The organism is Bacillus sp. Marseille-P3661, assembly GCF_900240995.1.
Lineage (GTDB): Bacteria > Bacillota > Bacilli > Bacillales > Bacillaceae_J > OESV01.
The window spans coordinates 913,852-926,308 of sequence record NZ_LT965953.1 but is presented as its reverse complement, the minus strand read 5'-3'; the positions used below and the strand labels follow the sequence as shown (position 1 = coordinate 926,308).

The window sequence follows — 12,457 nt, the reverse complement described above, 5'->3', positions numbered from 1 at the left end:
ATTTTACTAGTATATACTACTTTTAACATTTACTATCTCACTATAAAAGTGGTAACCTTTCCGGTACTTACCTTAGCAGGTATGATTATAACAATTTGTTACCATTCTCTCGGTCTCGCTACTATACCATTATCGTTCAGCCATAGTACCTTACAAAAGTGTATATACTTTCCTATTTTCAAAAAAAACGAACCAGCAAGCTGGTCCGTTTCACTATTGTTTATTCTTCATCGCCCTCATTCTCTGAGAATGTAGCTAACATTTCCTCGATGATTTCCCACTCTTCGTCAGTTTCAACTGGAAATAAACTTACATCGTCTTCTTCTCCACTTTCTTCAAAACGGAAAGCAAAAACTTCTACTTCCTCTTCATCATCGTCATTATGGTTATCGCCTACCGGCTCTAATACCATGTATGATTTACCTGTTTCATCCACATCAAATGTAAATAATACTTCAAATAGATGCTCTTCACCATGTTCATCTGGAATAATAATTCTTTCTCTTTCCTCTTTAGCCATAAAATACACTCTCCTTATTGTTTACTATCAAGAAACCCTTGTAAGATCATAACAGCCGCCATTTTGTCAATGACTTTCTTTCGCTTTTTCCGACTTACGTCACCACTTAATAAAATTCGTTCTGCAGCCATTGTTGAAAGCCTCTCATCCCATAGCACAACCTCAATATTAAATTGTTTTTTCAGAGTCTCTGCATACTCGAGACAGGCTTCGCCACGTGGACCAACAGTTCCATTCATATTCTTTGGAAAGCCGACAACTAACTTTTCAGGCTTGTACTGTTCTATTAGTTCAGCCATGCGATCCAAACCAAAATCACCTTGATCTACATCAATTTTGATCGTTTCTAAGCCCTGTGCAGTCCACCCTAATTCATCACTTACAGCAATTCCAATTGTTTTTGTTCCAACATCTAAACCAATTACTCTCATTAGTTTTTTCCATCCCGATGCGTCTCTAGATAGGATTTCACTAATTCTTCAATTAATTCATCTCTTTCAAGCTTCCTAATTATATTTCTAGCATCTTTATGGCGAGGAATATAAGCTGGATCACCTGAAAGTAAATACCCTACAATCTGATTAATAGGATTATAGCCCTTTTCTTGTAGCGCTTCATGAACTGTAAATAATACATCCTTTACATTCGTATCAACAGGCTCATCTTGGAAGTTAAATCGCATAGTTTTATCCAACGAGCTCATATGACACCTCCGTTCTTGGTGTATCTGAAAGGAACCTAAAGTAAAGGGCTCCCCATTTTTTTTCAAAAACACCATTTTTTCTCTATTGTACACTATATTGGTAAAATTACGAAATAGATTTCATCCATTCTTCAGCATAATTAAGAGCTTCTACTAATTGGCTAGGATTTTTACCACCGGCTTGTGCCATGTCTGGACGACCGCCACCGCCGCCGCCACAGCGCTGAGCCACTTCTTTAATTAATTTACCTGCATGATAACCCTTTTCGATTAAGTCTTTTGTAACACCTGCTGTCAGGTTTACCTTATCCTCATTAACAGCTCCAAGAATGATAACAGCAGAACCGAGCTTATTTTTAAGGTCATCAACCATGGAACGAAGGCTATTCATGTCTTTTGCATTTACCTTCTTCGCTAACAATTTCACGCCGTTCACTTCCACTACCTCATCTACTAGGTTAGCTGATTCGATATTACCAAGTTTAGCTGCTAATGATTCATTTTCCCGTTGTAATTGTCGAATTTCACCGTGCAATGTATCGATTCTAGCTGGTACCTCTTTACTATTTGTTTTCAACTTGCTTGCAGCCTCTTTTAAAATATTTACTTGATCATTCATTAATCGATACGCAGCTTCGCCTGTAACGGCTTCTACACGGCGTGTACCTGCACCAATCCCTGATTCAGAAACGATTTTAAATAGACCGATATGGGCTGTATTGCTTACGTGACAGCCACCACATAATTCTAAGCTGTATTCACCCACACGAACAACACGGACAACGTCACCGTATTTTTCACCGAATAAGGCCATCGCCCCCATTTCTTTCGCTTCCTGAAGATTTTTATTAAATATCTCGACACCAATACTATTCCAAATTTTATCATTAACAATCGCTTCAATTTGATCAAGTTCCTCTGGTTTAATTTGACCGAAATGCGAGAAATCAAAACGAAGACGATCTGGCGCTACTAATGATCCAGCCTGAGCAACGTGGTCACCTAACACATCCTTTAAGGCTTGATGCAGTAAATGTGTTGCAGTATGGTTTTTAATAATTCGATTACGATTATCTTCGTCAACTTGTGCAGTAACTTTTAAGCCTTTGCTAAGTATACCCTTTTCGACCACAACAGAATGTAAATTTTGACCGTTTGGAGCCTTTTGAACATCTTTAACTCGTAACACAAGCTCATCATTAGTTAAATATCCTTGATCAGCAATTTGACCACCTGATTCAGCATAGAAAGGAGTCACATTTAGCATGATTTGAGCTTCTTCACCAGTGCCAACATGTTCTGCATAGTTATTATTTTGTAGAACAACTTCAATCGTTGCCTCTGTATCAGTTTGGTCATACCCGATAAATTTGCTTTCAATTCTAATATCACCAAGTACACCACCTTGAACCTGCATGGAGCCTTCTTCATGACGTGCTTTACGCGCGCGTTCACGTTGTTTTTCCATTTCTGCATCAAAGTCATCTTTATTAATTGTCATTCCTGCTTCCTCAGCATACTCTTCCGTTAACTCATATGGAAATCCATAGGTATCGTACAAACGGAATGCATCTTCTCCTGGAAGAACAGTACTTCCTTTTGCCTTTTCCTTTTCAATCACTTCTGAAAGGATTGCCAAGCCTTCATTTAATGTTTCATGGAAACGTTCTTCCTCGTTCTTAACAACACGTTGAATAAATTCCTCTTTTGCTTTTACCTCTGGATAGAAATCAACCATTATTTCTCCGACGGTTGGAACTAGTTCAAACATGAATGGTCGGTGAATATTTATTTGCTTTGCATAACGAACCGCTCGACGAAGAAGACGACGCAATACATAACCCCTGCCCTCATTTGATGGCAGTGCTCCATCACCAATTGCAAATGTAACAGTTCTGATATGGTCAGCAATTACTTTAAATGCCTCATCCTTTTCAGTTGACACATTATATCTTTCGCCTGAAATTTCTTCAGTTGCTTTAATGATAGGCATAAATAAATCTGTATCAAAGTTCGTCGGCACTTCTTGCATAACTGAAGCTACGCGCTCTAGCCCCATCCCCGTATCAATATTCTTCTTTGGAAGCGGCGTATATGTATTGTCAGGATTATGATTAAATTCTGAGAATACTAAATTCCATATTTCAAGATAACGGTCATTTTCACCGCCAGGATATAATTCAGGATCGTTTACATCACTTCCATATTCTTCACCACGATCATAAAAGATCTCAGTATTTGGGCCACTTGGACCTTCACCAATATCCCAGAAGTTCCCTTCAAGACGTATAATCCGCTCTGCAGGAACGCCAATTTCTTCATTCCAAAAATCATACGCCTCGTGATCTTCTGGATGGATAGTAACAGATAGTAATTCAGGGTCTAAAGCCAACCATTTTTCACCAGTTAAGAATTCCCATGCCCATTCAATCGCTTCTTTCTTAAAGTAATCACCGATTGAGAAATTTCCCAGCATCTCAAAGAAAGTATGATGTCGAGCTGTCTTACCCACATTTTCGATATCATTTGTACGAATAGACTTTTGAGCATTACAAATTCTTGGGTTATCCGGAATGACTCGTCCATCAAAGTACTTTTTTAATGTTGCAACACCACTATTAATCCAAAGTAATGATGGATCTTCATGTGGTACTAATGACCGGCTCGGTTCAACAGCATGACCTTTCTCCTTAAAGAAGTCTAAATACATTTGTCGAATTTGTGCTGCAGTTAATTTTTTCATTGAATTATTCCTCCTACCTTAAATAAAAATAGAAAAACACATTACCTGCTCATAATGAAAATGAAGATATTATACTTTAATTTCTTTGATGAAGTAGTAATCCTTTTTAAAGTATAAAAAAGCCCTCAGTCCCTGCTTAAAAGCAGGGACGAGAGCTATTATTCTCGCGGTACCACCCTGATTATGAAGTGTGTTAACTAATAACTCCACTTCATCACCTCAATGCCTTAACGCGGCTACACGGCAAAGCTTATTAAGCTTTGCACTCTAGATTAGCTTTCTGTTACCCTTCATCTAAAACTCCTTTCAGCCTAGGGAGTTTCTCTCTTCGATCAAAAACACATTGTTTTTGTTTACAGATGGTCTGTAACGTACTTGATCCTTCATCATGTTAACATCATTTATTTGTACACATGAAATCATTTTAGACAAAATATGACTAGTTTGTCAAACAGTAGTTTATTACTCTGTTTGTGTTTTTTTTTCGAATGTAATTTTCAGATGATATAATATGACTCTTAGTACGGCAATGATAGGTACTGCTAAAATTAAGCCAAGAATGCCACTTATATGTTCTCCAACCAGAAGAGCAATTATAATAACAACAGGGTGCATATGTAAGCTTTTACCGACAATTAACGGTGATAATACATTCCCTTCCAAGAATTGTAAGAATAATATTATCAAAAAAACAATAATCACCATATTAAATGATATGGTTGAAGCGATAATAACTGCTGGGACAGCTCCAATAATGGGACCGAAATACGGAATAATATTGGTTACACCGATTATAAAACCCAAAATAAGCGGATAACTTATTCCACTAAGCCATAGGCCTATCGTTGCACAAACACCAATTACCAAACATACGAATAATTGCCCCCTTATATAACGTCCAAGTGACTCATCGATATCCTTTAATAAGGCAATACCTGATTTCCTCCATTTCCTAGGAGTTATATACCACGCTGCTTTTTTAAATATTGTAAAGTCTTTGAGCATATAAAAAACAATAAAAGGTATAATCGCAAATAATATAATTGAATTTAATAATTCCTTCATGAAAAGTAATAATCTTGAAATAAATCGATCTATCCCTTGCTCTAATCCATTAAGCCCCGCTTCTATTCTTTGATGAATACCTAATGGGAAATGCTCCGTTCTAAAATCAATTTCCTCAATCCAACTGCGATATGTATTCGTGAAATAAGGCAAATTTTTACTTAAATCCATCAATTGTTGAACAACTAATGGAATTAGCTTATATAGTAAAAAACCGATACCACCAAAGAAACAAAGGTATATACTTAAAATGGCTATTGATCGTGGAATTCCACGCCCGTGTAATCCTTCTACAAGTGGATGTAGTAAATATGTGATAAATCCTGCAATAAAAATTGGAACAAATGCAATTAAGAAAATGTCAAAAATAGGTTTCCAAAGCGGAGCCAGTTTTAAAAAAAATAAGTACATGCATAGAAAGATTATTAGCAATGTAGTGGATCGTATCAGCCATAGAATACTCCGATTTTGCATGAAACCACTCCCTACTAATTGATGAAAGAAGACTGCAGGTCGTTAATGATTTGCTAGACCTTTTATTTGATCTGGATCTGGTCCTTCATTGGCCTTATGATTAGGTTTGGGATCCAAAATTTGCTAGTCCCTTAAAATTTGTCATATATTTTACCATCATAAACAGCCCTCTTTTCTCATAGAAAAGAGGGCTGTCCCAAAGGACGGGCTCCCTTTAATACATTTAGTATCAACCAAAAAAGATCCTAATGCTTGCAGGGTTACCTCCCCATATCGGGACAGCCTCAATATAGCTTAGAAAGCTTTAGTAATTCGCTTTCTCATTTTTTTCATGTTCCTTGCACTAAACATATTGTTATTTCCCCTAGCCATATTATAGGCTACTGCTCCAATTCCAAGCGCTACTAAAGAAGTCATCGTTCTGTTCATAGCCAACACCACCTTGAGGAAATTTTACATTTCTAGTCGTAAATCCTCTTCTGCGAATAGATCATCTAATGAACTTAATGTTCCATCTTCTTCAACCTGATGTGTTAAAAACCGATCTTTATTGACGGATAGCTCAATAAAACAATTCCAACAATAGTATTGGTTCACACCAATTTTACCAAGATCCTTACTTGAACAGTTTGGGCACTTCATAGGGTATACTCACTCCTCTTTCACTAACAGGCTTTACTTATTTTGCGGATCAACTTCTACAATTAACACATCGTCACCGATCGTTAAAGGCTTATCCGTCTTAAATACTTTACGTCCTTCTGTCATATCCGCGAAAAAACCATCCGTTACTTCATACCCTACGATTGTGCCCAATTCTTCGCGGAAATATACATCTTCAACTAAGCCAAGTTTCTCTCCCTCAGTCGTAACTAATGGTTTTCCGAGAATTCTTTCGTGACCATTTTCAAGAAAATGACTTGGCTTTTTTTTTACTTGTATTGCCTTATTTTTTTGTTCATTCGATAACATTACGCCATCTATTCCAAAAGAGGCTATATCTGAAAGAGGAATAAGCTGATTTTTTTTAAACAGCCCTTTTGTATTCATCATTAAACCATTGACAGTACCCTGTTCATCAAAGTAAAGATCTAATACCTTCCCAAGTTCTTTACCAGACTTTGTTTCATAAATAGGTAAATCTTTTATAGAAGAGAACGTTCGCAAAAGGCACTCCACCTTTCGAACATCCAGTTTGTTTCAAAACATATTTGTTTTGAACACATCTTTATATTACGAAATTTTACAAGAAATCATACGGACTAACGTTTTCCATGTTGTTATTATCCAATTGCACCAATTCCGGATCTGTACTTAATGGACCATCAAACCGCTCGATAATTTTTTGTTGAAGCGAGGTCTGTCTTAAACCTTCATCCTGTCGGGATACACCTTGACGAAGTGCATCCTCCTCTCCACATAAAATCAAGTAATTCTTACTGCGCGTAACTGCAGTATAAATTAAATTCCTGCGCAACATTCTAAAATACCCTTTGACAATAGGAAGAATAACAATCGGAAACTCACTGCCCTGTGATTTATGAATTGAACAGCAATAAGCATGCGTTATTTTGTATAAATCCTGTCGAGTATACACAACCTCTGTACCCTCAAAGGTAATAATAATTTGATCTTGTTTTTCAACATTTTCTTTCGCATAAATAATGCTGACGATTTCTCCAATATCCCCATTAAAGACGTTATCATCAGGTTGATTAACGAGTTGTAATACCTTATCACCTTTCCGAAAAACGACATCCCCAAAAGCTAACTCTCGTTTTGTTTCAGTTTTAGGATTAAAAAGCTGCTGCAGCATTTTATTTAACGCATCAATTCCGGCTGAACCGCGATACATTGGCGCTAAAACCTGAACGTCTTTAGCTGAATAGCCCTTTTTTAGCGCGTTTGCACTAACTTGGCGTACAACGTCCAAGACCTGATCCTGTTTACACTTAAAAAACGCTCGATCTATTTTGGGTTGTTTAATATCTTCAGGCAAAATCCCATTTTTTATACTGTGAGCAAGATCAATAATTGAAGACCCTTCAGACTGACGATATATATCCGTTAACCGAACGGTATTAAGCTTTTCCGTAAACAATAAGTCCTTAAGTACTTGACCAGGACCTACTGATGGCAATTGATCTTCATCCCCCACAAGAATTACTTGAATTGCAGGTGGCAATGCTTTAAATAATTGATTAGCTAACCAAATATCAACCATCGAAAATTCGTCAATTATAACAAGCTTGCCTTCAATAGGATTATCTTCATCATAGTTAAAACCTTCAGCCCCATTCCAGCCTAACAAGCGGTGTATTGTGACAGCAGGTAATCCTGTAGATTCTGTCATTCGTTTGGCGGCTCTTCCTGTAGGAGCGCATAGAACAATTGGAAAGCTCTCTTCCTTTTTATAATCTTTTGGATTTAGCGAGCACCCATGCAATTCAGAATATACCTCAACTATGCCTTTAATAACTGTTGTCTTACCCGTACCTGGACCACCTGTCAATATCATCAATGGTGACGAAAGTGCCGTTTGAATTGCTGTTTTTTGTGAGGGAGCATATTGCACATTTAGCCTTTCTTCAAGAGCACCTAAAGCTTTTAAAAATTCCGATTCTGGGAATTCGTCAGTGAATTCCTTTTGATCTGAAATTCTTTTAAGGCTTGATACCAGTCCTTTTTCAGAAAAATAAAGAGAAGGGATATACGCACGATCCTCTTCCACAATAATTTTCCCTTCTTCTCCAAGACCAATTATTTCCCGAGAAATGTCGATTTCCGAAACGGTATTATCTTTTTGTTTCTCATTTAAAATTTTATATACTTCAAGTATTAGAGGTTCAAGTTTTAGATAAACATGACCTTCCTGAAGGGATTGCTGATTAAGAATAAATAAACAACCAGCTCGAATCCGGTCAGGATGATTACCTGAAATACCAAACACTTTCCCAAGCTCATCTGCACGATTAAAGCCAATACCCTCAATATCCTCAATTAATGTATAAGGATTCCCCTTAATGGTTTCTAACGTTTCTTCTTTGTATGTTTGATATATTTTCATTGAAAGCTGAGGACCAAATCCATAATTAGACAGTGCAATCATAATGGTTTCTAGTCCTTGATGATGTTTAAGTGTATCATATAAGCTTTTTGCTTTTTCTGACGTAAGTTTAGGGATAGTATCAAGGATAGAAGGATTTTCTAAAATTTTAGAGATTGCTCGTTCACCAAGTACTTTTACAATACTGCGAGCAGTTCGTTTCCCAATCCCTTCGAATAGATCACTTGATAAATATTGAATAATTCCATCTTCAGATTGTGGCAATTCTTTGCGGAAGTTTTGTATTTGATACTGTAGGCCATGTCTTGGATGTTGATGGAAGTGACCAAAAAAAGTATAAACTTCGTCCTCATGGATATATGGGAAATAACCTGCAACAATGACCTCTTTATCTTCATAGTCTTCGTCTGTTTCTTTAATACGAATTCTAGCAACAGAATATAACGACTCTTCATTGTGAAAAACCATCACAATAAGCTTTCCCTTTATATATCCTTTTTGTTGATTATCAGTTAGCTCGACGGATTGTTGTTTTTCCATAGTTATTCCCCTTTAAATCTCCCGAGTGGTTATTAAAGCGAAGGCGCACATGCCCATATTCTCCATAATAGCAGCTCACATCTTGTCATCAACGGGAAAATCCTCGCCATCCTGCTCCTCCCGAAGTACAAGCATCTGCTCCCCCGACATCCTGTCACAATGTACACGGACTGTGGCGTTGTGTTCTTCTCTAGGGATATGAGGTGGTTCCTCTTTTCTAGCTAAAGGTTACTTTTTCCCGAAAGGCAAGTATAGGGGCTGCATCTGGATATTAGCCCAAATTTATGCTTCGTTTGTTTTTAAGAATACCTCGATATTCTTTTTACCATTATTAGCTAAGAAATGATCCGGCTGAATATCTAACGCTTTTGTAAACATGTCCAAAGCTTTCTCAGCTAGATCCTTAAAAGCAAATGCTACACCCAAATTATAATAGGCATCCGCATGCTCCTCATTAAGTTCGATTGTTCGTTCGAACTGTGGAATGGCCTCATCAATCATTTCAATCATAGCAAGACATAGGCCATATTGAAAATAAGCATCCTCGTCATATTCATTTAATTCAATTGTCCTTTGAAAATATGGAAGTGCTAATTTATTTTGACCTAATTGGAACAGACTCATCGCAAGCATAAAATACACATCAGCTTCTTGCAATCCTTTTTTTATAGCTTGTTCAAACATGTCTTTTGCTTTTATATAATCCTCTTGATTGTAATACGTATTTCCAGCTCCATAATAAGCTGTGACAATCTCGTCATCTATTTCCATAGCTTTATTAAAAAATGCTATTGCACGTTCTGGTTCACCAACTGCTGCTAATAAATTGCCGAAATTAATATAGGCAATAGGATCATTCGGATTAGCTGCAATCGCCTCATTAAAGATTTTTGCTGCCTCCTCGTATTTTCCTTCCTGCATATATTGAATTCCCTGCTGATTATAATCAGTCATCAAATCATCCTTTCTCTGAAATGCATAGAAACTGGACAAGACTAAAGCCCCGTTTGCAATAAAAGCAAACCTCAATCCAATATAGAATTGAGGTTAGACATACGTAAGTTGCTCATTATTTTTATAGACTTCATCGATAGTACCTCCACCAAGACATTCTTCTCCATTATAGAAAACTACTGCTTGTCCTGGTGTTATAGCTCGTACCGGTTGATCAAAGATCACTTTAACGGTAGTATCATCCATTACTTTGACAGTCACACCTTGATCTGGTTGACGATAACGAAACTTTGCCGTACATGTTACTGAGTCTTCTAGTTTTTTATCACTAACCCAGCTCACATTGACAGCTAGCAATGAGTCAGAATATAACTTTTCATTATCAAAACCTTGATCGACATACAAAATATTTTCTTTTAAATTCTTCCCTACTACAAACCAAGGATCTCCTGAACCACCAATACCCAAGCCATGTCGTTGACCAACCGTATAATACATTAATCCGTCGTGTTTACCTTTCACTTCTCCGTCCAATGTTTGCATTTCTCCAGGTTGTGCTGGTAGATAATTGCTTAAGAACTCTTTAAAATTCCGCTCACCAATAAAACAAATACCTGTGCTGTCTTTTTTAGTTGCCGTTGCTAATCCCGCTTCAAGTGCTATCTTGCGCACTTCGGGTTTAGGAATCTTTCCTAATGGAAACATTACTTTTGAGAGTTGCGCTTGTCCTAATTGATTTAAAAAGTATGTTTGATCTTTATTATCATCAACACCACGAAGCATTTTATATTCACCGTCACGAAATTCAACCTGTGCATAATGACCAGTAGCCAAATAATCAGCGCCAAGTGTTAAAGCGTGTTCTAGGAATGCTTTAAACTTTATTTCTTTATTACACATAACGTCAGGGTTTGGTGTTCTCCCTGCTTTATATTCATCAAGGAAATACGTGAATACTTTATCCCAATACTGTTTCTCAAAGTTAACAGCGTAATACGGTATTCCAATTTGATTACAAACACGGATTACATCATTAAAATCTTCAGTCGCTGTACACACACCGTTTTCATCAGTATCATCCCAGTTTTTCATAAAGATTCCAATAACATCATAGCCTTGTTGTTTTAGCAATAGAGCCGCTACAGAAGAATCAACTCCTCCTGACATCCCAACTACCACCCTGGTTTCTGCTGGTGACTTTTGATTATTCAATTTCTTCACCCCCTACTTAGTTACTTCGAAACTAATCTTCTTACTATTTTTACAATTTCATAAGCCGATTCTTCAATTTGTTCAAGTGTGTTACCAAGTCCAAAACTAAACCTGATTGATGATACAATTCTTTCCGAGTCACGCCCAAACATCGCGACTAATACATGGGAAGGGTCAACTGAGCCTGCTGTACAAGCTGAACCACTTGATGCAGCAATTCCAGCTAGGTCAAGGTTCACAAGCATTGATTCAACATTCGTCCCTTTAAAAGCAACATTAAAAACATGCGGCAATACAGCTTTTGCTTCGTTAGCATTAATGCTGAATTCAATATTTTCTTGTTGAAAGACCTCGGTCATTCGCTGTTTAAATTGGTTGTATAGCTCTACTTTTTCTTCCATTTGCTGTTGAGAAATTGTTAAGGCTGCTTTTAATCCTACAATGCCCGCAACATTTTCTGTACCCGCACGGCGTTTCCGTTCTTGTTCTCCGCCAAATTGACGTGGTATTAATTTTATTCCATTTCTAACATATAAAAAGCCGATACCTTTTGGTCCATTTATTTTATGAGCTGAAACAGACATTAAGTCAATATGCAATTTATTAACATCGATAGATTGTATTCCAAAAGCCTGTACAGCATCGGTATGAAAGATAATATTGTGACTAGAGATTATATCTCCTATTTCTTTAATAGGCTGAATTGTGCCAACTTCATTATTTCCAAACATAATAGATACTAAAATGGTTGTATCTTTTATTGCAGCTCTTAATTGGTCAAGGTCAATTTCGCCACTTTCGTTGACATCTAAATACGTTATTTCATAACCCTCATTTTCTAATTGTTGACAAGTATGAAGGATAGCATGATGTTCAATTGAAGTGGTAATAATATGCTTACCTTTTTCAGAGTATGCTTTGGCTATTCCCTGCAGAGCCATATTGTCCGACTCAGTTCCACCACTAGTAAATATGATCTCATTTTCATGTGCACCGATCGTTTTGGCAATAAAAGATCTTGCCTCGTCTATGGCATGACGAGACCGGCGTCCATAAACATGCACGCTTGATGGATTACCGAAGTTCTCAGTCATATAAGGAATCATTGCAGCCACAACCTCCGGATGAGTTGGAGTTGTGGCTGCGTGGTCTAAGTAAATAGGTTGTTGCATAATTTCA

At 37.1% G+C, this 12,457-nt stretch carries 12 protein-coding genes and 1 other annotated feature; all 12 genes read right to left on the bottom strand.

From position 1 onward, the window contains the following. Positions 1 to 220 precede the first annotated feature (220 nt). The 12 genes from C1724_RS04170 to C1724_RS04115 all read right to left on the bottom strand — a co-directional run bounded on the left by C1724_RS04170 (position 221) and on the right by C1724_RS04115 (position 12,450). Positions 221 to 520 (bottom strand): DUF1292 domain-containing protein, encoded by a 300-nt coding sequence (locus C1724_RS04170; protein WP_102345468.1) that lies wholly within the window; start codon positions 518 to 520, stop codon positions 221 to 223. Between the two features lie 14 nt (positions 521 to 534). After that, positions 535 to 951 carry a Holliday junction resolvase RuvX gene (ruvX, locus tag C1724_RS04165; RefSeq protein ID WP_102345467.1) on the bottom strand — a complete coding sequence of 139 codons (417 nt, stop codon included), beginning with the start codon at positions 949 to 951 and terminating at the stop codon, positions 535 to 537. After that, entirely contained in the window at positions 951 to 1,223 is a 273-nt protein-coding gene (locus C1724_RS04160; RefSeq protein WP_102345466.1) for an IreB family regulatory phosphoprotein, read from the bottom strand. Before C1724_RS04160 ends, ruvX begins: the two co-directional genes overlap by 1 nt. Positions 1,224 to 1,329: 106 nt before the next feature. Next, the gene (alaS, locus tag C1724_RS04155; RefSeq protein WP_102345465.1) at positions 1,330 to 3,966 is read right to left on the bottom strand and encodes an alanine--tRNA ligase; all 2,637 of its coding nucleotides are present in this window, start codon (positions 3,964 to 3,966) and stop codon (positions 1,330 to 1,332) included. 141 nt (positions 3,967 to 4,107) lie between these two features. After that, positions 4,108 to 4,362, bottom strand: a binding site (T-box leader). 66 nt (positions 4,363 to 4,428) lie between these two features. Beyond that, positions 4,429 to 5,505, bottom strand: a complete 1,077-nt coding sequence (locus C1724_RS04150; protein ID WP_102345464.1) for an AI-2E family transporter — start codon at positions 5,503 to 5,505, stop codon at positions 4,429 to 4,431. A gap of 294 nt (positions 5,506 to 5,799) precedes the next feature. Beyond that, positions 5,800 to 5,934, bottom strand: coding sequence for a YrzQ family protein (locus tag C1724_RS04145; RefSeq protein ID WP_102345463.1), 135 nt, complete (start codon positions 5,932 to 5,934; stop codon positions 5,800 to 5,802). 24 nt (positions 5,935 to 5,958) lie between these two features. Beyond that, on the bottom strand, positions 5,959 to 6,147 hold the full coding sequence (locus C1724_RS04140) for a hypothetical protein (RefSeq protein ID WP_102345462.1): 189 nt from the start codon (positions 6,145 to 6,147) through the stop codon (positions 5,959 to 5,961). A gap of 33 nt (positions 6,148 to 6,180) precedes the next feature. Then, positions 6,181 to 6,672 (bottom strand): PRC-barrel domain-containing protein, encoded by a 492-nt coding sequence (locus C1724_RS04135; RefSeq protein WP_102345461.1) that lies wholly within the window; start codon positions 6,670 to 6,672, stop codon positions 6,181 to 6,183. Between the two features lie 76 nt (positions 6,673 to 6,748). Next, entirely contained in the window at positions 6,749 to 9,112 is a 2,364-nt protein-coding gene (gene recD2 / locus C1724_RS04130) for an SF1B family DNA helicase RecD2 (RefSeq protein ID WP_102345460.1), read from the bottom strand. Positions 9,113 to 9,394: 282 nt separating this feature from the next. Beyond that, entirely contained in the window at positions 9,395 to 10,066 is a 672-nt protein-coding gene (locus C1724_RS04125; RefSeq protein WP_102345459.1) for a tetratricopeptide repeat protein, read from the bottom strand. Positions 10,067 to 10,159: 93 nt separating this feature from the next. Then, positions 10,160 to 11,278: a tRNA 2-thiouridine(34) synthase MnmA gene (gene mnmA / locus C1724_RS04120; RefSeq protein ID WP_142386517.1), complete on the bottom strand. Its 1,119-nt coding sequence runs from the start codon at positions 11,276 to 11,278 to the stop codon at positions 10,160 to 10,162. A 20-nt stretch (positions 11,279 to 11,298) separates the two neighbouring features. Further along, a complete protein-coding gene (locus C1724_RS04115; RefSeq protein WP_102345458.1) occupies positions 11,299 to 12,450 on the bottom strand; it encodes a cysteine desulfurase family protein in 1,152 nt (383 codons plus the stop codon). Positions 12,451 to 12,457: the final 7 nt, after the last annotated feature.

Bases quoted from the DNA above. Each gene is read 5' to 3' on its own strand.
- C1724_RS04170 (WP_102345468.1), bottom strand. From the start codon at position 520: ATGGCTAAAGAGGAAAGAGAAAGAATTATTATTCCAGATGAACATGGT.
- ruvX (WP_102345467.1), bottom strand. From the start codon at position 951: ATGAGAGTAATTGGTTTAGATGTTGGAACAAAAACAATTGGAATTGCT.
- C1724_RS04160 (WP_102345466.1), bottom strand. From the start codon at position 1,223: ATGAGCTCGTTGGATAAAACTATGCGATTTAACTTCCAAGATGAGCCT.
- alaS (WP_102345465.1), bottom strand. From the start codon at position 3,966: ATGAAAAAATTAACTGCAGCACAAATTCGACAAATGTATTTAGACTTC.
- C1724_RS04150 (WP_102345464.1), bottom strand. From the start codon at position 5,505: ATGCAAAATCGGAGTATTCTATGGCTGATACGATCCACTACATTGCTA.
- C1724_RS04145 (WP_102345463.1), bottom strand. From the start codon at position 5,934: ATGAACAGAACGATGACTTCTTTAGTAGCGCTTGGAATTGGAGCAGTA.
- C1724_RS04140 (WP_102345462.1), bottom strand. From the start codon at position 6,147: ATGAAGTGCCCAAACTGTTCAAGTAAGGATCTTGGTAAAATTGGTGTG.
- recD2 (WP_102345460.1), bottom strand. From the start codon at position 9,112: ATGGAAAAACAACAATCCGTCGAGCTAACTGATAATCAACAAAAAGGA.
- C1724_RS04125 (WP_102345459.1), bottom strand. From the start codon at position 10,066: ATGACTGATTATAATCAGCAGGGAATTCAATATATGCAGGAAGGAAAA.
- C1724_RS04115 (WP_102345458.1), bottom strand. From the start codon at position 12,450: ATGCAACAACCTATTTACTTAGACCACGCAGCCACAACTCCAACTCAT.